This window comes from Calidifontibacillus oryziterrae (assembly GCF_000331575.1).
GTDB lineage: Bacteria > Bacillota > Bacilli > Bacillales > Bacillaceae_J > Calidifontibacillus_A > Calidifontibacillus_A oryziterrae.
This window is the reverse complement of the sequence record NZ_ANOK01000003.1, coordinates 151,661-176,582: the sequence shown is the minus strand read 5'-3', so window position 1 is coordinate 176,582 and position 24,922 is coordinate 151,661. Positions and strand designations below refer to the sequence as shown.

At 35.8% G+C, this 24,922-nt stretch carries 27 protein-coding genes; 6 read left to right on the top strand and 21 right to left on the bottom strand.

Going from position 1 to position 24,922, the window contains the following annotated elements:
• From D612_RS0100940 to cyoE, 7 genes are all read right to left on the bottom strand, one after another.
• Positions 1 to 519: a GNAT family N-acetyltransferase gene (locus D612_RS0100940; protein ID WP_017753593.1), complete on the bottom strand. Its 519-nt coding sequence runs from the start codon at positions 517 to 519 to the stop codon at positions 1 to 3.
• A gap of 14 nt (positions 520 to 533) precedes the next feature.
• Positions 534 to 1,436 carry a cytochrome c oxidase assembly factor CtaG gene (gene ctaG, locus D612_RS0100935; protein ID WP_017753592.1) on the bottom strand — a complete coding sequence of 301 codons (903 nt, stop codon included), beginning with the start codon at positions 1,434 to 1,436 and terminating at the stop codon, positions 534 to 536.
• 98 nt (positions 1,437 to 1,534) lie between these two features.
• Complete coding sequence (ctaF, locus tag D612_RS0100930; RefSeq protein ID WP_017753591.1) at positions 1,535 to 1,870, bottom strand: cytochrome c oxidase subunit IVB; 336 nt, start codon at positions 1,868 to 1,870, stop codon at positions 1,535 to 1,537.
• A gap of 3 nt (positions 1,871 to 1,873) precedes the next feature.
• The gene (locus tag D612_RS0100925) at positions 1,874 to 2,491 is read right to left on the bottom strand and encodes a cytochrome c oxidase subunit 3 (protein ID WP_017753590.1); all 618 of its coding nucleotides are present in this window, start codon (positions 2,489 to 2,491) and stop codon (positions 1,874 to 1,876) included.
• Complete coding sequence (locus tag D612_RS0100920) at positions 2,491 to 4,359, bottom strand: cytochrome c oxidase subunit I (RefSeq protein ID WP_017753589.1); 1,869 nt, start codon at positions 4,357 to 4,359, stop codon at positions 2,491 to 2,493. The genes D612_RS0100925 and D612_RS0100920 overlap by 1 nt, the downstream gene beginning before the upstream one ends.
• Positions 4,360 to 4,380: 21 nt before the next feature.
• Entirely contained in the window at positions 4,381 to 5,424 is a 1,044-nt protein-coding gene (gene coxB / locus D612_RS0100915) for a cytochrome c oxidase subunit II (RefSeq protein WP_017753588.1), read from the bottom strand.
• Between the two features lie 206 nt (positions 5,425 to 5,630).
• Positions 5,631 to 6,572 carry a heme o synthase gene (gene cyoE, locus D612_RS0100910; protein ID WP_017753587.1) on the bottom strand — a complete coding sequence of 314 codons (942 nt, stop codon included), beginning with the start codon at positions 6,570 to 6,572 and terminating at the stop codon, positions 5,631 to 5,633.
• Positions 6,573 to 6,997: 425 nt separating this feature from the next.
• Between cyoE and D612_RS0100905 the strand changes: the two genes are divergently transcribed.
• On the top strand, positions 6,998 to 7,927 hold the full coding sequence (locus tag D612_RS0100905; RefSeq protein WP_017753586.1) for a COX15/CtaA family protein: 930 nt from the start codon (positions 6,998 to 7,000) through the stop codon (positions 7,925 to 7,927).
• Between the two features lie 51 nt (positions 7,928 to 7,978).
• Here D612_RS0100905 and pyc read toward each other — a convergent pair whose 3' ends face one another.
• From pyc to D612_RS0100885, 4 genes are all read right to left on the bottom strand, one after another.
• Positions 7,979 to 11,422, bottom strand: coding sequence for a pyruvate carboxylase (pyc, locus tag D612_RS0100900; protein WP_017753585.1), 3,444 nt, complete (start codon positions 11,420 to 11,422; stop codon positions 7,979 to 7,981).
• Positions 11,423 to 11,438: 16 nt separating this feature from the next.
• Positions 11,439 to 12,608, bottom strand: coding sequence for an FtsW/RodA/SpoVE family cell cycle protein (locus tag D612_RS0100895; RefSeq protein WP_017753584.1), 1,170 nt, complete (start codon positions 12,606 to 12,608; stop codon positions 11,439 to 11,441).
• Between the two features lie 167 nt (positions 12,609 to 12,775).
• Positions 12,776 to 13,060, bottom strand: a complete 285-nt coding sequence (locus tag D612_RS0100890) for a YlaN family protein (protein ID WP_017753583.1) — start codon at positions 13,058 to 13,060, stop codon at positions 12,776 to 12,778.
• A 92-nt stretch (positions 13,061 to 13,152) separates the two neighbouring features.
• A complete protein-coding gene (locus D612_RS0100885; protein ID WP_017753582.1) occupies positions 13,153 to 14,490 on the bottom strand; it encodes a PhoH family protein in 1,338 nt (445 codons plus the stop codon).
• A gap of 180 nt (positions 14,491 to 14,670) precedes the next feature.
• Here D612_RS0100885 and D612_RS0100880 point away from each other — a divergent pair, with 180 nt between their 5' ends.
• Positions 14,671 to 15,270, top strand: a complete 600-nt coding sequence (locus D612_RS0100880) for a YhcN/YlaJ family sporulation lipoprotein (protein ID WP_017753581.1) — start codon at positions 14,671 to 14,673, stop codon at positions 15,268 to 15,270.
• Between the two features lie 21 nt (positions 15,271 to 15,291).
• On the opposite strand, the gene D612_RS0100875 is transcribed toward D612_RS0100880, so the two are convergent.
• Positions 15,292 to 15,747, bottom strand: coding sequence for a pyridoxamine 5'-phosphate oxidase family protein (locus D612_RS0100875; protein WP_017753580.1), 456 nt, complete (start codon positions 15,745 to 15,747; stop codon positions 15,292 to 15,294).
• A 128-nt stretch (positions 15,748 to 15,875) separates the two neighbouring features.
• On the opposite strand from D612_RS0100875, the gene D612_RS0100870 reads away from it, so the two are divergent.
• Entirely contained in the window at positions 15,876 to 16,076 is a 201-nt protein-coding gene (locus D612_RS0100870; RefSeq protein ID WP_017753579.1) for a YlaI family protein, read from the top strand.
• Positions 16,077 to 16,341: 265 nt separating this feature from the next.
• Here the strand turns inward: D612_RS0100870 and D612_RS0100865 are convergent, their stop codons facing one another.
• The 3 genes from D612_RS0100865 to typA are packed head-to-tail and all read right to left on the bottom strand — an operon-like array spanning position 16,342 to position 18,871.
• Positions 16,342 to 16,638 carry a hypothetical protein gene (locus D612_RS0100865; protein ID WP_017753578.1) on the bottom strand — a complete coding sequence of 99 codons (297 nt, stop codon included), beginning with the start codon at positions 16,636 to 16,638 and terminating at the stop codon, positions 16,342 to 16,344.
• Between the two features lie 41 nt (positions 16,639 to 16,679).
• Positions 16,680 to 17,009, bottom strand: coding sequence for a YlaH-like family protein (locus D612_RS0100860; RefSeq protein WP_017753577.1), 330 nt, complete (start codon positions 17,007 to 17,009; stop codon positions 16,680 to 16,682).
• A 17-nt stretch (positions 17,010 to 17,026) separates the two neighbouring features.
• Positions 17,027 to 18,871 (bottom strand): translational GTPase TypA, encoded by a 1,845-nt coding sequence (typA, locus tag D612_RS0100855; protein WP_407637439.1) that lies wholly within the window; start codon positions 18,869 to 18,871, stop codon positions 17,027 to 17,029.
• Positions 18,872 to 19,002: 131 nt separating this feature from the next.
• Between typA and D612_RS0100850 the strand changes: the two genes are divergently transcribed.
• Positions 19,003 to 19,188, top strand: coding sequence for a DUF5325 family protein (locus D612_RS0100850; RefSeq protein ID WP_017753575.1), 186 nt, complete (start codon positions 19,003 to 19,005; stop codon positions 19,186 to 19,188).
• Positions 19,189 to 19,399: 211 nt separating this feature from the next.
• Here D612_RS0100850 and D612_RS0100845 read toward each other — a convergent pair whose 3' ends face one another.
• Together D612_RS0100845 and D612_RS0100840 are read right to left on the bottom strand one after the other, a co-directional pair.
• Entirely contained in the window at positions 19,400 to 20,206 is an 807-nt protein-coding gene (locus tag D612_RS0100845) for an inositol monophosphatase family protein (RefSeq protein WP_017753574.1), read from the bottom strand.
• A gap of 191 nt (positions 20,207 to 20,397) precedes the next feature.
• Positions 20,398 to 20,586 carry a hypothetical protein gene (locus D612_RS0100840; RefSeq protein ID WP_017753573.1) on the bottom strand — a complete coding sequence of 63 codons (189 nt, stop codon included), beginning with the start codon at positions 20,584 to 20,586 and terminating at the stop codon, positions 20,398 to 20,400.
• 217 nt (positions 20,587 to 20,803) lie between these two features.
• Between D612_RS0100840 and D612_RS0100835 the strand changes: the two genes are divergently transcribed.
• Positions 20,804 to 21,022, top strand: coding sequence for a hypothetical protein (locus D612_RS0100835; protein ID WP_017753572.1), 219 nt, complete (start codon positions 20,804 to 20,806; stop codon positions 21,020 to 21,022).
• 129 nt (positions 21,023 to 21,151) lie between these two features.
• Here the strand turns inward: D612_RS0100835 and D612_RS0100830 are convergent, their stop codons facing one another.
• On the bottom strand, positions 21,152 to 21,421 hold the full coding sequence (locus D612_RS0100830; RefSeq protein WP_017753571.1) for a UPF0223 family protein: 270 nt from the start codon (positions 21,419 to 21,421) through the stop codon (positions 21,152 to 21,154).
• A 24-nt stretch (positions 21,422 to 21,445) separates the two neighbouring features.
• Positions 21,446 to 22,402 (bottom strand): NAD(P)H-dependent flavin oxidoreductase, encoded by a 957-nt coding sequence (locus tag D612_RS0100825; protein WP_017753570.1) that lies wholly within the window; start codon positions 22,400 to 22,402, stop codon positions 21,446 to 21,448.
• A 201-nt stretch (positions 22,403 to 22,603) separates the two neighbouring features.
• On the opposite strand from D612_RS0100825, the gene D612_RS0100820 reads away from it, so the two are divergent.
• Positions 22,604 to 24,076, top strand: a complete 1,473-nt coding sequence (locus D612_RS0100820; RefSeq protein WP_017753569.1) for an aminotransferase class I/II-fold pyridoxal phosphate-dependent enzyme — start codon at positions 22,604 to 22,606, stop codon at positions 24,074 to 24,076.
• 39 nt (positions 24,077 to 24,115) lie between these two features.
• Here D612_RS0100820 and D612_RS18905 read toward each other — a convergent pair whose 3' ends face one another.
• Both D612_RS18905 and D612_RS0100810 read right to left on the bottom strand, forming a co-directional pair.
• Positions 24,116 to 24,244 carry a GapA-binding peptide SR1P gene (locus D612_RS18905; RefSeq protein ID WP_017753568.1) on the bottom strand — a complete coding sequence of 43 codons (129 nt, stop codon included), beginning with the start codon at positions 24,242 to 24,244 and terminating at the stop codon, positions 24,116 to 24,118.
• Between the two features lie 156 nt (positions 24,245 to 24,400).
• Positions 24,401 to 24,700 carry a DUF3055 domain-containing protein gene (locus tag D612_RS0100810; protein WP_017753567.1) on the bottom strand — a complete coding sequence of 100 codons (300 nt, stop codon included), beginning with the start codon at positions 24,698 to 24,700 and terminating at the stop codon, positions 24,401 to 24,403.
• Between the last annotated feature and the right edge of the window lie 222 nt (positions 24,701 to 24,922).

Here is a 24,922-nt window from a genome sequence, read left to right as displayed (position 1 = left end):
TCAACACCCTTTTTTCGTTTTTGATAGTTCCCATCTTATGAAAGGCGGATTCAATTCAGTACAACGCATACCTAATTTTTCTAATAAACGAATCGAACCTACATTTTCTTGATCACATTCTGCAAAAATTACATTTACTCTTCCAGTTGCAAACACCCAGCTTACAAGGGCTTGAATAGCTTCGTACCCAAAACCCTGCTTTTGATAAGCATCCACAATTTCATATCCTAATTCAACAATACCGCTTTCATGACCATTCTCTTTAAATAGTACACTTCCAATTAAACGGCGATCATTATTATGGATGATTAGCCAAAAACTCCATCTAGGTTTATAATGAACATTTTCTAGCCTTTCTATATAGAAAGGTAGGATGCTTTTAATCTCATCAGTCGGCCAATGGTCTGGAATGATAATTTGATCTAGCGAATCTGTTATTTTAGAACCAAAAACTAAAGCCTGAGCTATTTCAAGCGTGCAAGCTTTAATTTGTAATCTTTTTGTGTTAATTGTCGTCAATCTTTCTAGCTCCTTTATTTCAACAAATAAGGAGTAACTACTGACAAGCTTTCTTGTTGGTCTCTTTCCTTTTCAGACTTAACCCATTGAAAAAATACATAGCCAAGCGCAATACCATATACAAGCTCTTGAATAATTTTCATTAGTACCCCACCTAGCCGCTGGTCATCCTTTGCTGGTAACCATGAAAATAATTGGGGACTTGATAAGTCAATTGCTGACAACATCCCGTTTGGGACACATAATTCCAATGCTTTAGCCCAAACCATTGGATCAGTATATGTTTTAAAAAGGGGTTGTTCTGCAAATATAATTAAGGCACATGCTGGTGTAAGTAAGACCCCCATTGCAAAAATATAGGCCAATTTTTGCAATCCTCCTAGAGTTGAATATTTCTTAATTGGAGTTAATATTGGCCACCACATGATCATTGCACTAATAAACAACACAACTGTAACAACGGCGTGAAGAAACGGGTTTGTTTTTACTTGGTCAAAAATAAATGGAAAATGATAAAAGGAAAATAATCCATTAAATAAAACAACAGAAAATAATGGTTTCGTAACAATAACAATCACTTTTTCTATTACTTTATTATCTAAAGCGTATTCAAACATTCTTGTCGGAAACCCCATTAGGAGTAACGGCGGAACAACTAAGTACAAAATAGACATCTGAAACATATGAACGCTAAAGTTTAAATGCCCTAATAAATCTAAAGGACTTCCTTTAATAATATAAAGAATAAGCAAAGCAGAAATAAATAAAAGTTGTTGTTTACTTGATACAGGTTGTAATTTCCTTGATTTTCGATTGTTAACTACCCATATATAAAATAAACCAATTAAAACAATTATTAATAAGAATATTGGGCTCCACATTGCCCTTACCCCGAATACTGATAATTTTTCTAGCATGCTTCTCACCTCGCGATAATGCATCAATTTGTAAGCGAATGGGGATTTTAAAAGAAGGACCCGTTTAATCGGGTCCTTACATGATAAACAACCAAAAGTTAAATCCAGACAATAGTCATTAAAGCAACGACCGTAACAATTGCTACTAATATACCTGAAAATATGAATATAATCGGAGCTTCATGACCTTTATGATTCATATGCATAAAGTAAAATAATTGATATATAGCTTGCAAAACTGCAAGAATGACAATAAACGGTACAGCAAACCAAACTGTAATAATATCCGTAAAGGCAATTGCAGCAAATGCCATTATCGTAAGGAAAAGTGTTAATGAAAATACAATTATCTGTTGATTCATCTCCTCCTTATTCTTTTGTTTGCGAAACTCAAAATGATCGATTTGAGTTGATGAATTAGAATTCATTGTCATTTATTAACCCACCTTTCCCATTAAGTATACGGCCGTAAAGATGAAAATCCAGACAACATCTATGAAATGCCAATACAGGCTTGCTACATAAAACTTTGGAGCAGTGTAAAGACTTAATTCACGGCGTGAGTTGCGAACTAATAAAGCTGTAATCCAACAAAGCCCGAAAACGACGTGTGCTCCATGAAAACCAACTAGAGTATAGAAGGCAGAAGAAAATGCATTTGTTGTATACCTCAATCCTTCATGAACATAATGATTAAACTCATAAATCTCTAGTAAAAGGAATCCAAGCCCAAGCAGTACTGTTACCCACATCCAGGCAAGCATCTTGCGATACTCAAAGTTTTTCATATGATACATCGCATAAACACTTGTCAAACTACTAAAAAGTAGAAGCATGGTTGCTATAAAAACCAATGGCAGTGAGAAAAGTTCCTCACCAGTAGGCCCATTCATCGTCGAATGACGTAAAGCTAAAAATGTACCAAATAAGGAAGCAAACATAACAGTTTCGCCACCAAGAAACAACCAAAAGCCTATAAATTTATTTTTCCCTTCCATCGTCGCCTTTTCAGGTTCTGCTGGAAAATTATCTTTAGTTAATACATGCTCAGCCATTATGCACTTATCCCCCCTTCACGTTCAAGGTCTTCCTTATGAATGTGATAACCGTGATCGTCTTTAATAGAACGAACGAGCATTGCCCCAAACGTTATGACCATACCTAAAATCGCTACCATTAGAGCTGTCTTGTTCGTGCCAAGGTCATGGTACATAAAGCCAAATCCGGCAATAAATAGACCTACTGAAATGACAAATGGAATAAATGAGCCGTTTGGCATATGAATATCACCTAACGGTTCTGCCGGTGTCAATTCCTTATTGCCAGCCATTTTTTCAACCCATAGAGCATCTAAGCCGCGAACTAACGGAATTTGTTTGAAATTATACTCAACTGGTGGAGATGCAACAGCCCATTCTAACGTGCGGCCATCACCCCATGGATCTGCACCAACCGCCTCTTTATTAAAGATAGACATTATCATGTTAACGACTAATAATACAACAGCAACTGCCATTAAAATCGCTCCAACTGAACTTACAAAGTTTGCCGTGTCCCAGCCTTGATTTGGCAAATATGTAAATACGCGGCGCGGCATTCCCCAAAGACCTAAGAAATGTTGAATAAAGAATGTTAAGTGGAAGCCGATATACCAAATCCAGAACGTAATTTTTCCTAACGTATCGTTCATCATTTTCCCAAACATTTTTGGCCACCAATAATGAATACCAGCGAAAATGCCTAACACTATCCCACCAACAATAATATAGTGGAAATGAGCAACAACAAAGTACGTATCATGGAACTGGTAATCAGCAGCAGATGATGCTAGCATAACACCCGTTACCCCACCCATTACGAACGTTGGTACGAACCAGGTTGCATACAGCATTGGTGTTGTATAGCGAATGTTTCCGCCCCACATTGTAAATAGCCAGTTAAATACTTTAATTCCTGTAGGTACACCTACTGCCATTGTCATAACTGCAAAGATGGAGTTAGCAGCTGCACCAAGACCTGTTGTAAACATATGGTGTGCCCACACCATAAATCCGATAAAACCAATTAATACTGTCGCAAACACCATTGATGTATAACCGAATACACGTTTCCGCGAAAATGTTGAAATGACATCAGAGAAAATCCCAAAAGCAGGTAATACTAAAATATATACTTCTGGGTGTCCAAATATCCAGAATAAATGCTCCCAAAGTATTGTATTTCCACCAAGTGCCACATTAAAGAAGTTCGCACCGAAAAGTCGATCAAATGTCATTAAGAAAATCCCAACTGTTAATGGTGGAAATGCAAATAATATTAATGATGATGAAACAAAAATTGTCCAAGTGAACATCGGCATCCGCATAAATGTCATACCAGGTGCACGCATTGTAATAACGGTTGCTATAAAGTTAATACCAGATATTAATGTCCCAAATCCTGCAATCTGTAACCCAATAAGATAAAAATCAACACCATGTGTTGGATCAGCCATTGCAAGTGATGCATAATTCGTCCAACCTGCTGCTGGCATTCCACCTAAAAACCAACCAAGGTTAAAAAATAAAGCTCCCCAGAAAAATAACCAAAATCCAAGTGAATTCAAAAATGGAAAGGCAACATCGCGCGCACCAATTTGAATTGGTACAACCGCATTAGCCAAGGCAAACAGCAATGGCATTGCAACAAAAAATAACATTGAAGTACCATGAGCTGTTAAAACCTCATTAAAAGCATTTCCTACTAAAAAGTCATTTTCAGGAAACATTAATTGAATTCTCATCAACAATGCTTCCAAACCGCCAATCACAAAATGTAATAATCCGGCAAAAAGATACAAGTGGGCAATTTTTTTATGGTCTACTGTTGTTAAGTAGTCCCAAATAATTGCACCAACACCCCTTTTTTGTACCAATGTGCTCAATTTTCGAACCTCCCTACACCCCTATTTATTTTCCTTTGAAAGCGTTAGCAAATATTGTGTAACTGCTTCGATTTCTTCAGGATTCAAATTATAAGTATTCGTCATTTTATTCCCCGGCTTTATCGTTTCAGGATCAGCGAGCCACGCGTTAATATTTTCAGGCGTCATCTCTTTGATCCCTGCTACACGCTCACGATCAGCAAAATTTGATAGGTTTGGCGCAAGTCTTCCAGCTGCAGGTCTAGGATCGTTTGACTCCACCGCATGACAACCAGCACAGCTTTTCGCAAATATTTCCTGCCCAGTTTGTGCAACATTATCTGTCGGTACTTCTGTAGGTTGTTTCATATTAGCAACCCACTTTTCATAATCCCCTTTAGATAATACCCTTACCTTGAAATCCATTAATGCATGTGAAGGTCCACATAGTTCAGCACATTTGCCGTAGAACATCCCTGGTTCATAAGCATGGATCCACATATAATTATCATTGTCAGTATTTGTATCCATTTTCCCAGCTATTGCTGGTACCCAAAATGAATGTTTGACATCACCAGCTTTTAGTTTTAAGTAAACCCTTTCACCAGCAGGAATAACTAAATCCTGAGAAGTTATAATTTCCTCTGATGGATATTCAAACTCCCACCAGTATAGCTTACCAGTTACATTTACTTGAAGCGCATTCTCCGGAATTGAATCCTTATCTGCACTTAAGTTAATTGTTGCAGCCACTGTTGGAACTGCTAAAACCAGTAATAAGATGATAGGAATCACAGTCCAAATAATCTCTAGCTTATGGCTTCCTTCAACCTGCTTAGGAATTAAATTTTCCCTTTCCTTCGTTCTACGGAACTTAAGTGAAACATAAATAAAAATAATGATTACTACAAGAGTTACTAGAGTCATAATGCCAGTAGCTAACATCATTAGGTCAAAAAGTACTTCAGCATTTTCACCCTGTGGTGTAAGCGTTGACAAAAATGGTTCTCCACTACAACCCCCTAGTACGAGCGCTATCATTGCAATAATTGCAGTTAAACGCCATTTGAACTTTCCATGAGACATTTCATCCCAACCCCACTTTCCTTTTTTTAAAACTTAATATTTTAAATAACTCTTCATAAGTATGACTAATGAAGGGTTATTTAATAACAATTACCAGAAACGATGTTTAATAATGTGTTTACGTTATTTATAGTTTTTAGTATATTATGTAGAAAAATGTTGTCGAAAAATAGCTAGTGCATGAAAACTTCACTAGCCTATATTTTTTAAATTGTAACTATGATCATCAAAACAAATATAATTGTTAAATAATTCAATGAATAAACAAACATCCAATTTGCCCATTTTAAGTCGTCTTTCATAAAAAAGCCATAAACCCCCACTATTAACCATCCAATACTAAGAAGTAAGGATACCGTCAAAAACACTGATCCAAGTTGTAAAAGTAAAAATGGTAATGGGATTAAACATGCTACAAATGCTACAGTATGCTTTTTCGTAGTTTCAAAGCCGCGAACAACAGGTAGCATAGGAATTCCTGCTTTACGATACTCCTCGCATTTTTTCATCGCTAAAGCATAAAAGTGTGGTGGTTGCCACATAAACATTATTAGAAATAGAGCCCATGCAGCAATATGTAAATCAGGATCTATTGCTGCCCATCCAATTAGAGGTGGAGCTGCTCCAGAAATACTCCCAATGACCGTATTACTTGCATATCTTCGTTTTGACCAAATCGTATAAAGATATACGTATGCAAATAAACCAATCCCGCCAACAATAGCTGCTGTTAGCGATGCTGACAATAATAACAGTAAACCAACTAGCGATAGTATGGATCCAAATGCTAAAACCTTTGGCAAACTTATTGTTCCAGTTACAGTCGGCCTAGTTTTAGTGCGCTCCATAATGTGATCAATATCGCGATCTATATAATTATTTAGCACACATCCACCTGCCATAACAAAAGCAGTACCAAAAGTTCCAAGTAACACTTTATCAATATTTTCAATAAATCCTTGATTCGTAAAATATAGGGCAAGCCATACACCTGTAAAAGTGGTAATTAAATTAGAATTAACGATACCTATCTTTATAAGTGCCATTAAATCGTCCCATAAAGAGGTTGAATGAATCTTCTTTTTTGCGTGAGTTGTAGTATCTAGGATTTGTCTTGCTGTTCCATTTACAATTCTTGTGTTGCTCATTTCCTATATCCTCCTTAACATTCATCCATTCAAATCTGCATCAATAAAAATTATATTTCTACTAAATTTCTACTATAAGCAAAAATTGTGATAAATATCATAGAAATATTCCTATTGTATATTAAAACACAAAATATGAAGTTTTTGTTAAATAAATATAAAATATTTTTCAAAAGTTCATAAATGCACTGATAAATGCGGAAACTAACGAGTTTACGCTATTTTTAAGTAGAAGACATCTATCAAACCACTTTACTTTTTTACTATATTCATATTAGAAATAGGTATAATACAGTAAATTATTTACTATTTTGGATTTCACATTTTAGACATAAACATTAACTGTTTGTTAACTTTTTAGTATGATATAGTATCTTTAGACATTATTATTTCTTAATAATCAATATAAAGAAGGTGACCTCTCAATGAATAAAGGACTTAAGATTTTATCCGTAGCAGCGAATATTGCAATGGTATTTGTACTAATTGGTGGAGCTTTAGTTACAAAAACAGGGTCTGGTATGGGATGCGGACGTTCGTGGCCACTTTGTAACGGTCAATTTGTACCTAGCGAAATTACCGTTGAAACAATTATTGAGCTATCACACAGATTAGTTTCAGGTCTTGCTGTTATTCTCGTAACTTCTTTAGCCATTTGGTCTTGGAAAAAAATTGGTCATGTCCGAGAAACTAAGTTTTTAGCCTTTTTATCAATATTTTTCCTAATCTTACAAGCTCTTCTTGGTGCAGGGGCAGTAATTTGGGGACAGGACCCTGTAATTATGGCTCTCCATTTTGGAGTTTCATTAGTTTCAGTAGCATCTGTCTTCTTATTAGCTTTATTAATCTTTGAAGTTGACAAAAAATTTGATGCAGAAAAGTTAATTATCGAGAAGGGTATACGGGGACAAATCTATGCTCTAACGATTTATTGCTATGCTGTCGTCTATACCGGAGCACTAGTGCGCCATGAAAAAGCCCATCTTGCCTGTTTAGATTTTCCTTTCTGTGATAATGACGCTATCTTTTCACTTCCAACGAATCAATTTGAATGGGTGCAAATGGGACATCGTTTTGCTGCATTGATCTTTTTCGTTTGGGTAATAGCTTTATCAGTTCGAATTATAAAAAGTTACCGGACTACTAGAGTCTTAGTTTGGAGTGCTATTTCCGCAAGTATTTTTATTACATTACAAGCAATATCAGGGGCACTTATTATTTATACGAGGGTAAACTTATTCGTTGCTTTAGGACACGCATTATTTATTACACTCTTATTCGGAATTTTAAGCTACCTTGTCTTACTATCAACTCGTAGTCCAAAAAATGAATTAAAAAATAAGAAGGTTGCTTAATTTCGCAACCTTCTTTCTTTTTGTCCAGCTCCAACACTTCCTTTATTTATTCTATTCTCCTATTTCCATTAATAAATCCCCAGTTTGAATAGACTCTCCATTTTCAACATTAATAGTTTTTACGGTACCATCAAATGGTGCCTGTACAGTTGTTTCCATTTTCATTGCCTCAGTAATAATAAGGTGATCACCTTTTTTGACTCTTTCACCTTTTTCAACCAATACTTTAATAACTGTACCAGGCATTGTTGCTCCAATTTGATTTGGATTTCCTTTATCCGCCTTTTGTTTAACAACAATTGTGGATTTTACACCTTCATCTTTTACTATTACTTCGCGGGGCTGACCATTTAATTCAAAATAGACAATTCTTGTCCCATCTGCTTGAGGTTGACCAATTGAAACGAGCTTCACAATCAATGTTTTGCCTTGCTCAATTTCAACTTCAATTTCTTCTCCAAGCCTCATTCCATAGAAAAATGTTAATGTATCTAATACAGACATGTCACCATATTGCTCATAGAATTCATGATAATCCAAAAACACCTTCGGATATAACGCATATGCTAAGCAATCAAAGCTAGTAACTTGACGACCTAACTTATGATATAAAGTATCCTTTAAATCTGCAAAATTGACCGGTTCTAGAAGCTCTCCTGGGCGTTCAGTCATAGGCTTTCGCCCTTTTAAGATGATACTTTGTAATTCCTTAGGGAAGCCTTGATAAGGCTGGCCTAAATAGCCTTCAAAAAATTCCACGACTGAATCAGGAAAATCAAGCGTATCCCCACAATTATAAATATCATCTTCAGACAAGTCGTTTTGAACCATGAATAATGCCATATCCCCAACAACCTTTGAAGAAGGTGTAACCTTTACAATGTCTCCAAAAAGATCATTTACGCGGCGATACATTCTTTTCACTTCGTCAAAGCGACTTTCAAGTCCAACTGCCCTAGCTTGTTGCTGTAAATTACTATATTGGCCACCAGGCATTTCATGTACATAAACCTCAGTATGCGGTGCAATCATTCCAGATTCAAAATCTTTATAATACTTGCGCACATCCTCCCAGTACCAAGACAGTTTCTCTAATGATTCAATACTTACATTTGGTTGACGGTCCGTTCCTTGTAATGCGTAAAATAATGTGTTTGCACTAGGCTGTGACGTTAACCCCGCCATCGTACTAATCGCTACATCTACAATATCCACTCCAGCCTCGATCGCCTTTGCATACGTATATATGCCATTTCCACTTGTGTCATGGGTATGCAGATGGATCGGAATATCTATGGTTTCTTTCAGAGCAGAAATTAAGGAATATGCTGCTTGTGGTTTTAAAAGGCCTGCCATGTCTTTAATTCCAAGAATTTGAGCACCTGCGTTTTCTAGCTCTTTTGCAATACTTTTATAATACTGGAGATTGTATTTTGTTCGTGTTGGATCGCTTATATCACCTGTATAACAAATAGCTGCTTCGGCAATCTTACCTGTATCACGAACTGCATCAATTGTTAGCGTCATCCCTTTTACCCAGTTTAAGCTATCAAAAATCCGAAAAACGTCGATACCTGCATCTGCTGACTTTTTAACAAATTCCTTAATTAAATTATCCGGATAATTACTATATCCTACAGCATTTGAGGACCTCAATAACATTTGAAAAAGCAAATTAGGGATTTTTTCACGAAGCTTCAACAACCGATCCCAAGGGTCTTCCTTTAGAAATCGATACGCTACGTCAAAGGTTGCTCCACCCCACATCTCCATTGAGAAAAGGTTGGGTAAAAGTCTTGCCGTAGGTTCTGCAATATGAACCAAATCTGTTGTTCTAATTCTTGTTGCGAGTAGCGATTGGTGGGCATCACGAAATGTTGTATCAGTAAATAGAACTTGTTTTTGCTCCTTTATCCAATTTACAAGCCCATCTGCTCCTCTAGCATCTAAAATTTGCTTTGAACCCGATGAAATAAGTTCAGAATGATTCACTTTTGGAATATGAGGTTTTTTTAATAAAGGCTTTTTCATTTTTGCATTGCCGGGAAATCCATTTATTGTCGTATTCCCTATGTACGTTAACATTTTTGTTCCACGGTCTTTTCGCTTAGGGAAAACAAAAAGTTCGGGGGTTGTATCAATAAATGATGTATCATATTGACCACTTAAAAATTTTTCATGATTAATTACATTGACTAAAAATTCTATATTAGTTTTAATTCCACGAATTCTAAATTCCTTCAAGTTCCGTACCATTTTAGCAGCGGCAGACTCAAACGAAAGCGCGTGGGTCGATAATTTTACCAACAATGAGTCATAATGGGGTGTAATAACAGCTCCTGCAAAGCTATTCCCAGCATCTAAGCGAACACCAAATCCGCCACCAGAACGATAGACGCTGATCCGCCCTGTATCGGGCATAAAATTATTTTGTGGATCCTCAGTGGTCACTCGTGATTGAATTGCATACCCATGAAGTTGGATTTCATCTTGTTTTGGTATTCCAACTTCTCGGCTATGTAAAGAATGGCCTTCTGCAATTAAAATTTGTGATTGAACAATATCAATTCCTGTTACCATTTCAGTAATTGTATGTTCAACTTGTACACGTGGATTTACTTCAATAAAATAAAAATCATTATCTTTAACAAGAAATTCAACTGTACCTGCATTAACATAATTTACATTTTTCATTAAATCGACAGCTGCTTGACAAATACGGTTTCTTAAATCCTTTGAGAGCGCCACACTTGGAGCTACCTCAACAACCTTCTGGTGACGACGTTGTACAGAACAATCACGTTCGTAAAGATGAATAATATTTCCGTTTTCATCACCTAAAATTTGTACTTCGATATGTTTTGGATTCTCAACATACAATTCTGCATATACTTCATCATCACCAAAAGCAGCTTTAGCTTCTGATTTAGCGCGATCATAAGCTTCCCTTAATGCCTCATGAGACCGAACAATCCGCATTCCGCGGCCGCCCCCACCTAAAGAAGCTTTAATTATTATTGGGTATCCATGATTCTTAGCAAAAGCTTCGACTTCATCAAAGCTTTTTATCGGTCCCTCACTGCCCGGTATTACAGGAATCCCCGCTAACTCAGCCTGTGTTCTAGCTTTTACTTTATCACCAAACATATCAAGATGCTTAGACTCAGGACCAATAAAAATAATCCCTTCTTGTTCACATCTTTTAGCAAATTTAATATTCTCGGATAGAAAACCATATCCAGGATGAATTGCATCCACTTTGTTTGCTTTGGCAATTTCGATAATGCCTTCAATATCTAAATATGCATCAATTGGTTTTTTGTCTTCCCCAACTAAGTAGGCCTCATCAGCTTTATAACGGTGATACGAGCCAGTATCTTCCTTTGAATAAATAGCAACTGTACGTATACCTAATTCTGTACAAGCTCGAAATACTCGAATCGCAATTTCACCCCGATTTGCAACTAATACTTTTTGGATTTTTCTTTGTGTCATATAATTTGTTGCCTCCTTAGTATGTAATTGTATGTCTTATTTTTGTTGGGTTACCACTTTCTTCGACTTTTTGAAGCTTAAATTTAGACAGCATTGCAATATTATTTAAAATTCCTATTGATCCCATTACTAGCACTAGTGATGAACCACCATAACTAACAAATGGAAGAGGAACACCTGTAATTGGTAAGAATCCAGTTAAACCACCGATATTAACAATTGATTGAATCCCAATCATACCAGAAATACCAATAGCTAGTAAACTTCCGAAGGAATCGTTAACCCTCATAGCAACAGTAAATCCCTTCCAAATTATGATTGATAAAAAAATTAAAATAAAGCTTACACCAATTATTCCAAGTTCTTCAGAAATAATCGACATAATAAAATCAGTATGAGGTTCTGGCAAATAACCGAATTTTTGAATACTTTTCCCAAGTCCTTGACCTGTTAATCCACCTGAAGCAATAGCGATATATGAGTTAATAAGTTGGTATCCATCATCATTTGCAACTTCCTCATTGAAAGGATCATAGGCCGCTGTAAACCGGTTTAATTGCTCCTCTGTTAACATTGGATATAAAAGTAAACCGCCAATAATAGCAACTAAAATCAAGCCACCAAGGTGTTTGAGACGAATCCCAGAACAGCCAACAATCATTCCGGAAATTGCCAATATAAGAAGTGCTGTTCCTAAATCAGGTTGTAAATAAACAAGTACAAAAATACCAGCAATAAAAAATAGTGGTGGGCCGAAAGCAGGCCAAAACTTATCAATATACGATTGTTTATTTGAAAATACTCCAGCTAAATATATGATGACTCCTAGTTTTACAAACTCTGCTGGTTGAAAGCCAACTTGACCAAAAGCCAACCAGGATTGAGCATTATTTGTTGCCCTACCATATAACAATACGATCAGCAATATCAAAGGTGCTCCAATAAAGATAATCTTTAGCAGCTTCTTGTATATTTTATAAGGGAGAATTAAAGTCACTAAATAAACGGCTAGTGCTAAAAAAAACCACTTGACCTGCTTAACAAAAAACAGATCTGGCGTTCCTTCGTACTTATCGACAGCTACAACCATACTTGAACTATATATCATCACAAGTCCAAATAAGCTCAAAATAACTGGAGCTAGCACTAGCAAATAGTCATATGAACGAACAATCTTTTTAATCATAAGTATCCTTCATCCCTACTATGAGTTTTTAACTACTCATTATTGTATATTAAGTATAATTTAGTATAAAAACATATCGTCAAACATACAAGTTTTTTCATAATTTGTATACAATCATTATCCGATTAAAAGAAAAACCCAAACTATTGATAAAAATAGTTTGAGTTTTACTTACTTTTCAATGAAGCTTCATGGAGAATAGATAACTCCCTTTCTAACTGCTCAAGCAATGCTTTCCCTTCTTTTTCATCTATCAACTCAAGACGGGCAGCAAAATCAATTTCACGGGATAGCCCGAACATCTGGGTGTCTAATACTTCTTCATAAAGGGGACACTGTGGCATGGTTAAATTGTCCATCTGTACTTTAATTAACTTTAATATTTTGTCCGCATCAGCCTTTAACAAGGCATATGCCTTTTCACTATGATTTAATGCAACATTAGAAGACACCTTTATCCCTCCTATTCGAGAGCAACAATTCTGTGTTTAATATTAGCGTGTAATGAGCAAAAAAGCAAGTGAGAACTGTTTCATGGAAGTATTTATAATAGATCAGCGGCTAGTTGGGCTAATGATGACCTTTCGCCCTTTATGAAACGAACGTGACCACTCACTCTTTCTTGTTTGAACTTTTCAACAACGTATGTTAAGCCATTATTATACTCGTCAAGGTAAGGGTGATCAATCTGCTCAGGGTCACCCATTAAAACGATCTTACTATTTTCACCGACTCTTGTTAAGATTGTCTTTACTTCATGTTTGGAAAGATTTTGTGCTTCATCAATGATTATAAACTGTTCCGGAATACTCCGACCCCTTATATATGTTAACGCTTCAACTTGAATCGAACCCATCCCGGCTAAAATAGCATCAAGCTCTCCCGGCTTCTTAGTGTTAAAAAGATATTCTAAGTTATCATAGATCGGCTGCATCCACGGTCTTAATTTCTCATCCTTTTCCCCTGGTAAATAACCGATATCTTTCCCAATAGGAACAATCGGGCGGGCTACAAGTAGTTTTTTATATTTCCCTAAATCCTCGGTTTGATAGAGCCCTGCAGCTAATGCTAATAAGGTTTTACCTGTACCCGCTTTTCCGATCAATGTTACGAGTGGTATATCTTTTCTTAACAAAAGTTCTAATCCCATTGATTGTTGAGCATTTCTCGACTTTATTCCCCATATCTGTTCCTTATCAAGTAAACACTTTTTTACTGTTTTAGTTTCGGCATCGATGATACCTAGTGCTGATTGTGAACCTCCAAGAGCATCCTTCATTAATAGAAACTCGTTTGGATAGAAAGTCATATGACCTTGAGAAAGTGATGCTAATTTTAGTTCCCCATTCCGATAAAAGTCATTTAATAGTTCTCGACTTATGTAAAGCATTTGGAATCCTGAATAAACGTGATCATCATATTCAACGACGCGATCACTCAAAAAGTCCTCAGCTTGTAAGCCGATAGCGTCTGCTTTTACTCTCATTAAGACATCCTTACTTACTATTATGACAGGTCTACCATCTGCTTTTTTTTCTTCATCTAATTTTAAATTAAGGGCAACGGCTAAAATCCGATTATCATTCGTTTTTTCATCAAATATTTCTTGAAGTTTAATAAATGAACGGTGATTTAGTTCAATTCGGATATGACCTCCATTTTCAAGAGGAATGCCTTTATCAATCTTTCCTAAAACCCTTAGGCGATCAATAAATTTCGAAACTTGCCTCGCATTCCTACCAACTTCATCCATATTTCTTTTTTTCGAATCAACTTCCTCTAATACAACCGCGGGAATTACCACCTCATTATCTTCAAATGAAAAAATTGAACGAGGATCCTGAAGTAGGACATTGGTGTCGAGCACATAAATTTTTTTCAAACCTTCTCCTCCTGACCTTCTATTATCCACTTCTAAGCTGTAAAAGGAGATTTGTCGTTCACTTTTGGACGACTAAAACTGTTTAAAATATATGAATGGATGAATAATCTTAGACGAATAAATAAACAATAAATCATAAACATTTTCTTACTAAAATTATATGGAAAGGATCGAGTAGTGGTGCGAAAATTAGTCCCTTTTATTATCGCTCTCCAATTTCTTGTTTCAGCTTGTGCACAAAACGACGTGAGAAATACATCGAATAACCTTGATGAAAATTATATTACTGTAAATCAACCCCCTAATAATAAGAATCAAGATCTAACAAGAGAACAGGTTGCACAACATTTAGTACAAATTGCGAATCAAGTTCCAAATGTTCATGACGCTACAGCGGTGGTTGTAGGTAATTATGCTGTTGTTGGAATCGACGTTGGTGAAGAATTAGACCGCTCTCGAGTAGGCTCTATAAAATATTCTGTTGCCGAAAGTCTAAAAGACGATCCCCTCGGCGCTAATGCAGTCGTTGTAGCGGACGCCGATTCTTTTGAACGATTAAATAAAATGCGGGATGAAATAAATAACGGAAGACCTATTGAAGGAATTATGGAGGAATTAGCAGGTATCGTAGGACGGTTAATGCCACAAGTTCCTGCTGACATAAACACTAATAAAACAGGTCCAACAAAACAAAATGATGAACAATTGCCACAAAATGAGGAAAAACAACTCGATCAAATTCAAAACAAGCAATCCAAAAATAATATGAGGAATATGTAACACAAAAAGCTTAGGACAAACCTAAGCTTTTTTCATTGCCTCCATTACTTGGTTATCCAGCTTTGTTGCTGCTTTTTGATCATAGGTTTTTTCATATTTAATTTCCTCTGAAATTTTCGAACCATAAAACATAACATCACGAACTGTTTCTATCTGCATTTCAACCAATGCGAGCTTCAATGGAACTTCCCCAAGCTTTTCTACCTTAATAAGAGCAGTTCCACTTATTGAGTAAGTAGTCCCATAAGCTATAATTGTAAGTACAACTTTATTATTTTGATTAATATTTTGGACAATTCTTGATCTGTTATCAACCGCAAAATAAATTGTGCTTGCGTCTTTAGCTACTACCCAGGAAATTGCATTTACGTTTGGGCCACCAGTTTCATGATCTATTGTCGCAATTAATGTGTATCTTTCCTTTTGTAAAAGCTGTAATAGAGAATCTGTTAATTGATGCTCAACTTGATTAGCCATGACAATGCCACACCTCTCATTTTATTTTATTAGATATAATTATTACTATACCTTTATTTGAATGACTTAAAACCTGTACTTAAAATTATTCAGTTTATCAATTATAATGATTGATGAGGTGAAACATTATGAAAGTAAAATGCTTTATTTGCGATAAAATTGATCAATTAGACGATGATGCCCCTTTAGCTAAAAGATTAAGAAATCGTCCGATTCATACATATATGTGTGAAGAATGCTCTAATAGAATCAGTTCAAGAACGGATGCTAGAAAAGCTACTGGAAAGTTTAAGCTTTATAATCATAAAGATTATGAGGAAGAATGGTAAATCAAGAACAAAAGCTATAAGCGCCCTCTTTAGCGACGTATAAACTAAGAGCGCATCGACCGATATAACAAAACACGTCGAGGGACGAGTCGATGTTGACCTATCGCAAAAGAGATAAGCGAAGTTTACTAGTCGCTAAGGCGCTTGCGCTGGACGACTACTCTCTGTGCTATAGTATTGATCCACAGGATCAAGCTTTATAATATCCTAAACAACAAGTAAAAAAGCTAGCGGAAAATCGTTCCACTAGCTTTTTAAATTACAATTATTTTTCTAAATCATTATATATTGGGTATTTATTTGGCTCACGTTCAATTGCTCGTAACATAAATTCAATTAGTTCAACTGGAAATTGTAATGTTCTTTCATTGTCAAAGATTTTGCACGTTACTTTGTACACCGACTCATTCTTATTTATAACTACATCCTGAACATTATGTTCCTCAGCTAATTTTTGTTCAAAGATCAATAAAGTTTCTTTGGCCGCTTTATCTTCTGGTCTTGCGTCACAAACAACTTTTATGCTTAACCAATTATATAAAGCATCTTGTAAAGACTTCACAAAAATAACTCCTTTTATGAATTTTCTTTGATTATATTAAGTTAGCCTTTTTTATTCTGTTCCTGGCGTTGTTGATATAAACGAAATCGATACAAACCTAGTATAATCGCAGATATTAACAATCCTTCTGCTACTGGAAGGCGGACACCTAATAACGCTAATGGTCCGCACCCGATTAATAATAATACATAAATAATTATTGTTTTAAGTATAGATAATTTTTGCGCAAAACCTAAATTAAACACAATAATGGATAAAACAACAATAATCAAATAGAGTAGAAACATTCCTCTTTCGATATCAGTATGGACACCAACTAATTCCGCAAAGGATGATAATAATGAAGGATCAATTTTTGTTACTTCCTCCATCTTGTTCACTCCTCTCCTTAAATCTCAGCATATTTCTTTTTCTTGGCTGCTTTTTCCCGTTCACTTTTATCTAAAATTTTCTTACGAAGCCGAATTGACTTTGGCGTAACCTCGCAATATTCATCATCATTTAAGTATTCTAATGATTGTTCCAATGACATAATTCTAGGTTTTTTAATATTTTCGGTAGTCTCTTTCGTAGCAGATCGAACGTTAGTTGCATGTTTAGTCTTACTTATATTTACTGACAAGTCATTCTCACGAGTATGCTCACCAACGATCATTCCTTCATATACCTCTGTGCCTGGTTCAATAAAAATTACACCTCGATCTTCGAGTGCCATAATACTGTAAGTTGTTGCTTTACCAGTTTCAATTGAAACGAGGACACCTTGGCGACGACCACCAACTTGTCCTTGAATGATCGGCTTATAGCTATCAAAAGAGTGATTGATAATACCGAATCCTCGTGTTAGTGTCATAAAATCAGTTGAGTAACCAATTAAACCGCGCGATGGTATTAAAAATTCCATTCGAACTTGTCCGGAACCGTTGTGAACCATGTCAACCATTTCGCCTTTTCTAGCTCCTAATGATTCCATTATAGCCCCTGTATATTCTTCAGGTACATCAATTTGCACACGTTCTACTGGTTCACATAATACCCCATCTATTTCTCTAACAATGACTTCCGGCTTCGATACTTGTAATTCATAGCCTTCGCGTCGCATATTTTCAATTAATATTGACAAATGAAGCTCACCTCGACCAGAAACAATCCAAGCATCTGGTGATTCTGTATTATCTACTCGCAAGCTCACATCAGTTTCTAACTGTTGTCGGAGACGTTCCTCAATCTTACGGCTAGTAATCCATTTACCTTCACGGCCTGCGAATGGACTATTGTTTACAAGGAACGTCATTTGTAGTGTTGGTTCATCAATTCTTAAGATGGGCAACGCTTCTTGATGCTCAATTGGGCACACAGTTTCACCGACATTTATTTGTTCCATACCAGAAACAGCAACTAAATCTCCTGCATATGCTTCATTAATTTCAATGCGCTTTAAACCAATGAATCCAAAAATCTTTGTTACTCGAAACTGCTTGATACTGCCATCTAGCTTCATTAAAGCAACCTGTTGACCAACCTTCATTGTTCCTCTAAATATACGTCCAATCCCAATCCGGCCAACATAGTCATTATAATCTAATAACGCAACCTGAAATTGAAGCGGCTCATCATGATTATCGACTGGTGCAGGAATATGCTCTAATATTGAATCAAATAATACTGTCATATCCTTATCTTGAGTATTAGGATTAAGACTAGCCGTTCCGTTGATTGCTGACGCATACACTACAGGAAATTCTAGTTGTTCTTCATCCGCCCCTAGTTCTATAAATAAATCTAATACTTCATCAACAACCTCCTCAGGTCGTGCAAAGTCGCGGTCAATTTTGTTCACTACGACGATTGGTGTTAGCTTTTGCTCAAGTGCCTTTTTTAGAACAAAACGTGTTTGTGGCATACACCCCTCATATGCATCCACTACTAACAATACACCGTCAACCATTTTCATAATACGTTCTACTTCTCCACCAAAATCAGCGTGTCCAGGAGTATCCATTATATTAATGCGGGTATCCTTATAATTGATTCCAGTATTTTTGGCTAATATTGTAATACCTCGTTCTCTTTCAATATCATTAGAATCCATTACTCTTTCATCAACATTTTCATTTGAACGAAATGTCCCAGATTGATGTAACATTTTATCCACAAGGGTTGTTTTCCCGTGGTCTACGTGAGCGATAATCGCTATGTTTCGAATATTTTGCCTTAATTTCAAACTCGTCATCTCCTATTTATACTTTGATTTAATTTTTTGTGTTATATTTTAAGTTGTACATTTTATTACCAACTTACCCTAACTTTTGGATAATAACTTTAAGATTATATCATAGTCAAAACAAATTAGGAGAGGAAAAAATGAAAAAGATTAACGTCTTATTTTTTAGTTTGGCGATTGTAACAGTTGTTTGTATGATGTTAATAGGTATTGCTATTGCTATTGGAAGTCTAATTGGGATCATTCTTGCAAGCCTTGCTACCATATTGGTAATGGGATTTTCATTTAGTATGAAGAAAAAAATGAGAAACAGTGGTAGATTATAAAAAAGGCGCAAGCGCCCTGATTAGCGACGTATAAACTAAGAGCGCATCGACTGAGATAAACAAAACACGTCGAGGGACGAGCCGATGTTGACTTATCGAAAAAGAGATGAGCGAGGTTTACTAGCCGCTGGGCGCTCGTGCTGGATTCCAAAGCGCAAAATTATATACTTTCTTTCTTATCTTTTAAAAAAACTAAGATGCAATGGGCATCTTAGTTTTTTATATAATTGTTTACAATTTCACTATGTAAACCAGGCCTTGCTGCAAACAATGGCGTTTGTTTATTTAATAGTACTAACTGTTCACCACAAATAGTAGTAACATGACCACCAACTTCTTCAATAATAACCTTGCCAGCAGCAAAATCCCATGGGGATAATCTTAGTGATATATATCCATCTATTTTCCCAGAGGCCACATAAGCTAATTCGATTGCTGCAGAACCAAATGAACGCGTCCCCCTCACAGACTGGATAAGTGGTGGGAGTATCGATGGATGAATGCGTTCCTTTTCTAATAACCACCCCGCATTCATTCCAATTACTGCTTCTTTTATTTCGATAGCTTGAAGCTTTTTAAGTGGTTGCTCATTTAGAAATGCTCCTTTTCCCTTTATTCCAGAAAAAAGTTCATCATTGACAACATCATATATTAAGCCAACTACACCGCTTCCATTATGGTATATGCCAACTGATATTGCGAAATGCCGTTTCATATGAACAAAATTCATCGTTCCATCAATTGGGTCTATGATCCAAACCGTTCCTTCAAGCGACTTAACATCATCTCCAAACCCTTCTTCCCCAAGAATTCGATGTTTCGGAAATGTTTCATTAATCTTTTTAATGAAAAATTTTTCAATCTGCTTGTCCATATCTGTTACAAGGTCTGACGGATTCTCTTTAAAATTGATCTCTAATGTATTTGTAGTAAATGATTGTCGAATTTGCGCACCGGCATCGAGTATCCACTGCTTTGCGTTTGTTACAATTTGTTCCAGCTTTTCGATATTATCCATTACTGCCTCCTGCAACTGTCATATTCTAATAATTATAAACTAAATCGAAAAATAAATCACACCTCAGTCAGCTTCCTTGAACAAAAAACGTCACGGTTTAGTTTAGTACAATCATTATGATACGAATCCACAGAAATAAATTTGATAGTTTCAGAAATGAGACGAACCAAAAAGGTTCGTCCCTGTAATACCTATGTTTCTAAACGAAGTAATTCTTGTCGAAATTGTTCAAGAATGATTTTTGACTTTTTTATTTGCTCCTCATCATTTGCAACAATTGCATCATAGAGGGTCAACAATTCATAATCAATTTCGAGTCTAAGCACAGGAATCCGCTTTTCCGCTTCATTTTTTCTTAAAATTTTCACCACTTGTTTCACCGTGCAAACACCCCTTTTCATTTTCAGAATAAAAGATCCCAACCGAGCTACAGACCGCTTAAATCTTTTTTATATACTATGAAATCCATTATTGATTTGTAACAAAATTGATTCGTTTACCTAAAAAATAAAAATTAGATCTTATTAAAGATTTTCTGTTTAATGTAATCACAACTTGAGCATAATATTAATATTTTGTTGTGAGGAGATTTTAAATATGAACATTATACTTCCTTTACAAACGGGTACTAGAACAAAGCTTTATGTAACGAATATAACTCCAATAATAGGATTACCTTATGGATGTAGAATACCTGAGGCGACAATTTTGGAAAATAAAAACGAAAAGTTATACTATGATGTAAGCGGCTTATACCTTGTGGATTATACTCTAGGCGATAGTTGGTATGAGGGTAGTATTGTTGTAGCAAAATAAACAAAATTAATGGTCTGTCCAAAAAAACATATTTTATGTTTTTTTGGAACAGACCCTTTATTTTCCTTCTGCGTATCATTCAAAAATTAAATTAAATATACATGTTTTATAAATAGAATCCCAAAACATTTAAAGTCTTACCTTTTGCCCTTCACTCATTTCACGTGCCTTTTTCACCGTGTTGTAACACGAATAGCCCGTTGCTTTATCATATTGATTACATAACTGTTTTTCTTCACTTTTACTTGGTACAATTTCCTTGAACCTTTGATAAGCAGTTAATAGCTTTTCCCGTAATATTCCTTTTTCATTAGCGTCCTCAACACATTGAAAAAAATGAATAACATCGATAACCTCTTGTTTATTCCATTCTGAAGATAAAGGATAACTATATTGCAAGGTTTACACCACACTTTTTTATGTTTAAGACCAGGCCTTACGAATTGATTCGGCCTCTTTAATCATGCGTTCAAATAACTCGGCAACGGTTGGAATATCCTTTATTCTACCCATTACTTGTCCAGCCCAACCAAATCCTTCAGAATCATTGCCATCATAAATATATCGCATATTCGCTTCTCCACTTATATAATCCTTTAAGTGCTCATAATCGCCATACTGCTCTTCAATTTGTAAAATTTTATTAGTAAACTCATTAGCAATTGCCCTAGCTGGTGCACCAATTGAACGCTTAATCACAACCGTGTCCGTTTCACTTCCATCAACTAATCGATTTTTATATACATCGTGAGCATGAATACATTCCTTTGTTGCAATAAACCTAGTACCCATTTCAATCCCTTCTGCACCTAGTGCTAATGCTGCAAGTAGACCGCGTCCATCACCAATACCACCTGAGGCAACAACAGGGATGGATACCGCATCAACAACTTGCGGAACTAATACCATCGTTCCTGTATCTGCACGCCCTAAATGACCGCCACCCTCTTGGCCAACGACCATCACTGCATCAGCTCCCAGTTCTTCAGCCTTTTCAGCTTGTCGTCTGGCTGCTACAAGTACAAGCTTCTTAATGTTCGTACCTTTTAGCATTTCAAAAATTGGGGTCGGATTTCCACCTGTCATTGTTATTGCCGGCACATTTTCATCAATCGCAACTTGAAGCATATGCTCAAATGCTCTTCCATGTTGCCCAATTGCATAATTCACTCCAAAAGGCTTATCCGTTTTCTCACGAACCTTGCGAATTTCTTCTCTAAGCTCATCTGGTGTTTTTAATGACATAGCAGTTATTTGTCCTAACCCACCAGCATTACTAACAGCAGCAGCCAAATCAGAATAAGCTAGATATGCAAGGCCACCTTGAATTATCGGGTATTTTATTCCTAATAATTTAGTCAATCTTGTCTCCCACTTCATAATAAAAAAACCTCCCCTTTATTATCCTCTACGTTAATTTTCGATATTTATTGTAAAATTCCTTTATGAAAAATCAGTATTTTAATTAGTTAATGGATAAGATAACGAACAAAAGACATGCGATTTTTCTTGAAAAAAATCAATCATCTGCTAAAATTGATTTGTTTTATATGTAATTTGAATGTAATTGAGGTGTCTAATTTGAATCAAGAAAAAACACCCCTTTTTACGGGGTTACTTGAACACATAAAAAAAAATCCGATTCAATTCCATATTCCAGGCCATAAAAAAGGTGTTGGTATGGATCAGGAATTCAAAGATTTTATCGGAACGAATGCATTATCAATGGATTTAATAAATATTGGTCCGCTAGATGATCTCCATCATCCACATGGAATGATCAAGGACGCGCAGGATCTTGCTGCGGAAGCATTTGGAGCCGATTATACGTTTTTTTCTGTTCAAGGTACGAGCGGTGCAATTATGACGATGGTAATGTCCGTATGTAAGCCTGGTGATAAAATTATCGTGCCACGTAATGTACATAAATCGGTCATGACTGCAATTATTTTTTCAGGCGCTACACCAGTTTTTATTCATCCTGCGATTGATAAAAATCTAGGGATTTCCCACGGTATTACAACAGACGCTGTAAGAAAAGCATTTAAGACTCATCCTGATGCAAAAGGTTTATTAGTTATTAATCCAACTTATTTTGGAATTTCAGCAAATCTAAAAGAAATTGTGGATATAGCTCATTCTTACAATGTCCCCGTTCTAGTTGATGAAGCACATGGTGTCCATATTCATTTTCATGAAAAATTGCCAATGTCTGCCATGCAGGCTGGAGCGGACATGGCAGCAACAAGTGTGCACAAATTAGGGGGGTCTATGACCCAAAGCTCGATACTAAATGTAAAAGAAGGGTTGGTATCAGCCCATTATGTTCAAACCATTTTAAGTATGCTTACAACTACGTCCACCTCTTATTTACTATTGGCTTCCTTAGATGTCGCTCGGAGACAATTGGTAACAAAAGGTAGAGATTTAGTAGAAAAGGCGATACATTTAGCTGAAGATACTCGTACGAAAATTAATGAAATCACATCACTTTATTGTGTTGGAAAAGAAATACTTGGAACAAAGGCTACCTTTGATTTTGATCCAACTAAACTAATTATTTCTGTTAAAGATCTCGGTATGACTGGTTATGAAGTCGAAGTATGGCTTCGTGAAAATTATAACATTGAAGTCGAGCTTTCAGATTTATATAACATTCTGTGTATCATTACACCAGGAGATACAGATGAACAAACTAGTATTCTTATTCATGCACTGAAAGAACTATCATATTCACGAAATGAAAGTAGGCAGGCAATAAAACCGTTGCAAGTCCATGTTCCAAATATACCTGTACTTGCCCTATCCCCTAGAGAGGCCTTTTATGCAGAAACAGAGACGGTTTCGATTGAAGAATCAGTTGGAAGAATTATTGCTGAGTTTATTATGGTATATCCACCAGGTATTCCAATTTTAATTCCTGGAGAAATCATTACAAAAACAAATTTAGATTACATCCAAGAAAACCTTGAAGCTGGGTTACCTGTACAAGGGCCAGAAGATGACGAATTAAAGACACTAAGGGTTATTAAAGAATATCGAGCTATAAAATAAGAGTGTGACACATTTGTCACACTCTATTTATAAAAGTTATTATTTTTGATCTGTTTCTTCATGGTCGTGATCACAACATCCATCACATTTAGCGTAAAGAGTAGAAACTTTTTCATCCTCAAAATGATCAATTGTGCAGTCGCATTGTTGGCAAACGATGATTCCCATTTGTTCCATCCCCTTAAATAAAATTAAAATGTATTAAATTGTGTTATCTTATTTTCATCATAATATGTCATACTATTTATGTCAAGATAGTATTTGTATAACATATTTAAACAAAAAAAGAGTCCGACGTGTTTCATCGGTCCCTAATTATAATCATTAATCATATTGAGGCTCTAAATAAGCTGCCGGTAATTTTTCCTCAAAAAATGCTGATAAGTCGATCGCTTCCTTCATACTTGAAAGCCGGAATATTTCCTTTAAATGCTCACAATTTTTTATATCCTCCGCATCTAAAAGTGTTGAGCGACCAGTTTGCATACAAACGACCAGAGGTTTCCCGAAAAACATGTTTGTATAAACAATCCCGAAATCATAGCGAACATCCTCCGTTGTAAATCCTATAAACCTTACTTTAACGTTCTCACTTTCATCATATAATTTTTGATAAAAATTCATTGTATTTCCACCTCCTTAAGTATGTTCAATGATTCACAATATCTATTTTTATTTTAACGTACAGTTTTTTTTGAAGCAATAGAGGTTTAAAGGATGAATGTTACTATTTTATGAATATTTAGACATTTTGTTTCTGCAACTTCAATCTGCTATTTATGTAGTTGTAACCAATCTAATAATAGTGCTATGATAGTATTCGGAGAATGTTTTACTGGATAAAAG

What these genes read in the sequence shown, in the direction of transcription:
- ctaF (WP_017753591.1), bottom strand. Translation starts at nt 1,870, where the DNA reads ATGACAATGAATTCTAATTCATCAACTCAAATCGATCATTTTGAGTTT.
- D612_RS0100895 (WP_017753584.1), bottom strand. Translation starts at nt 12,608, where the DNA reads ATGATTAAAAAGATTGTTCGTTCATATGACTATTTGCTAGTGCTAGCT.
- D612_RS0100860 (WP_017753577.1), bottom strand. Translation starts at nt 17,009, where the DNA reads ATGGAGGAAGTAACAAAAATTGATCCTTCATTATTATCATCCTTTGCG.
- coxB (WP_017753588.1), bottom strand. Translation starts at nt 5,424, where the DNA reads ATGTCTCATGGAAAGTTCAAATGGCGTTTAACTGCAATTATTGCAATG.
- typA (WP_407637439.1), bottom strand. Translation starts at nt 18,871, where the DNA reads ATGACGAGTTTGAAATTAAGGCAAAATATTCGAAACATAGCGATTATC.
- ctaG (WP_017753592.1), bottom strand. Translation starts at nt 1,436, where the DNA reads ATGCTAGAAAAATTATCAGTATTCGGGGTAAGGGCAATGTGGAGCCCA.
- D612_RS18905 (WP_017753568.1), bottom strand. Translation starts at nt 24,244, where the DNA reads ATGGGAATCATCGTTTGCCAACAATGCGACTGCACAATTGATCATTTT.
- D612_RS0100810 (WP_017753567.1), bottom strand. Translation starts at nt 24,700, where the DNA reads ATGAATTTTTATCAAAAATTATATGATGAAAGTGAGAACGTTAAAGTA.
- D612_RS0100850 (WP_017753575.1), top strand. Translation starts at nt 19,003, where the DNA reads ATGAAAAAGATTAACGTCTTATTTTTTAGTTTGGCGATTGTAACAGTT.
- D612_RS0100845 (WP_017753574.1), bottom strand. Translation starts at nt 20,206, where the DNA reads ATGGATAATATCGAAAAGCTGGAACAAATTGTAACAAACGCAAAGCAG.
- D612_RS0100905 (WP_017753586.1), top strand. Translation starts at nt 6,998, where the DNA reads ATGAATAAAGGACTTAAGATTTTATCCGTAGCAGCGAATATTGCAATG.
- D612_RS0100835 (WP_017753572.1), top strand. Translation starts at nt 20,804, where the DNA reads ATGAACATTATACTTCCTTTACAAACGGGTACTAGAACAAAGCTTTAT.
- D612_RS0100925 (WP_017753590.1), bottom strand. Translation starts at nt 2,491, where the DNA reads ATGGCTGAGCATGTATTAACTAAAGATAATTTTCCAGCAGAACCTGAA.
- D612_RS0100870 (WP_017753579.1), top strand. Translation starts at nt 15,876, where the DNA reads ATGAAAGTAAAATGCTTTATTTGCGATAAAATTGATCAATTAGACGAT.
- cyoE (WP_017753587.1), bottom strand. Translation starts at nt 6,572, where the DNA reads ATGAGCAACACAAGAATTGTAAATGGAACAGCAAGACAAATCCTAGAT.
- D612_RS0100875 (WP_017753580.1), bottom strand. Translation starts at nt 15,747, where the DNA reads ATGGCTAATCAAGTTGAGCATCAATTAACAGATTCTCTATTACAGCTT.
- D612_RS0100825 (WP_017753570.1), bottom strand. Translation starts at nt 22,402, where the DNA reads ATGAAGTGGGAGACAAGATTGACTAAATTATTAGGAATAAAATACCCG.
- pyc (WP_017753585.1), bottom strand. Translation starts at nt 11,422, where the DNA reads ATGACACAAAGAAAAATCCAAAAAGTATTAGTTGCAAATCGGGGTGAA.